This window comes from Streptomyces klenkii, assembly GCF_003626645.1.
Lineage (GTDB): Bacteria > Actinomycetota > Actinomycetes > Streptomycetales > Streptomycetaceae > Streptomyces > Streptomyces klenkii.
Genome location: NZ_RBAM01000160.1, coordinates 1 through 1,115, shown reverse-complemented (window position 1 = coordinate 1,115; position 1,115 = coordinate 1). Strand labels below are relative to the sequence as shown.

At 70.2% G+C, this 1,115-nt stretch carries 2 protein-coding genes and 1 pseudogene; all 3 read left to right on the top strand.

Annotated elements, in window-relative coordinates:
- Positions 1–211: pseudogene (locus D7231_RS35435) on the top strand (hypothetical protein); the annotation flags it as partial.
- A 26-nt stretch (positions 212–237) separates the two neighbouring features.
- Positions 238–573: a hypothetical protein gene (locus tag D7231_RS35430; RefSeq protein ID WP_199739545.1), complete on the top strand. Its 336-nt coding sequence runs from the start codon at positions 238–240 to the stop codon at positions 571–573.
- Between the two features lie 298 nt (positions 574–871).
- Positions 872–1,081, top strand: a complete 210-nt coding sequence (locus D7231_RS35425) for a hypothetical protein (protein ID WP_120760499.1) — start codon at positions 872–874, stop codon at positions 1,079–1,081.
- Positions 1,082–1,115: the final 34 nt, after the last annotated feature.

Below are 1,115 nucleotides of genomic sequence, written 5' to 3'. Positions count from 1 at the left end.
CGGCACCGCCGCCAGGACCCGCGGCGTGGAGGACATCCCCGTCCCCGGGGACACCCGCACGGTCCGCGCGGTGCTGATGCAGACGTTCATCCCCGTGCCCGGGGACCAGCAGGCCGTCGCCCTGGTGTCCGGCAGCAGCCAGGTGCTCGATCTCGCCGACTCCTTCTTCGACGTCTTCGACGCCATCACGTCCACCTTCCGCTTCATCTAGACCTGTTCATCGAGGGAGGCAGCACCATGGGAGAAGGCGGGGACAGGCTCGCGATCCCGCTGGGCGAACTGGAGGAGTTCGTCCCGCAGTTGCGCAGCGTCCGGGAGTACATGAACCGCACGGGCGACACCTTCGACCAGTACCACGACGCCATCGGGGACGAGGGGATCAACGACGCCCTGGACGACTTCGTCAGCGGCTGGCGGGACGGGCGCGGGGACATCAGCGACCAGCTGGAGGGCCTGGCGTCCATGGGCGAGACCGTGATCCGGACGGTCAACGACTTCGAGAACGAGCTCGTCACCACCCTCCAGGACAGCGGCGGCGAGGGCGGCGACGGCGGCGGCCAGCAGCCCGTCTGAGGCCGGCTTCCCCCGCCCGGACCGCCCCGAGTCTGTCGATGGCGCAACAATGCCCGCCAAACACCCGGCCCGCCCTGCCCAATCCCCGCGCGGTATGGCACAGTCAGGAGCCGATAGCTGTACGTGTTGACCCGCTGGGAGGGGGGGTCGGGCCAGGTGCACCGGGCCGTCGAGCCGGCAGTCGTCCAACTGCCGCCGCCCCAGGGCGCGCTGGCGCCCGCTCCCCACGAGGGACGACCGGACAGGGGCGAGGAGAGGCCGGCTGAGCCGGCGTCAGCCGGAGGAGAGGGACGACGCCATGAGCAGGCTGCTGTCGAACTGGACGCACAGGATCGCAAGCCGCTACCGAAACCGCCTCGACGACCGCGGAGCCGGCTTCGTGGAATACGCGGGACTGCTGCTGCTGGTGGCGGCGATTGTGGCCACGGTGATCGCGGCCAATATCGACAATCAGATCGCCGACGGCATCGGCGGGATCGTCAACGACGTGCTCAACGCCGGCGGCTGACCGACGGCAGCCGCGGGGCGGTCTTCCCGCTCTC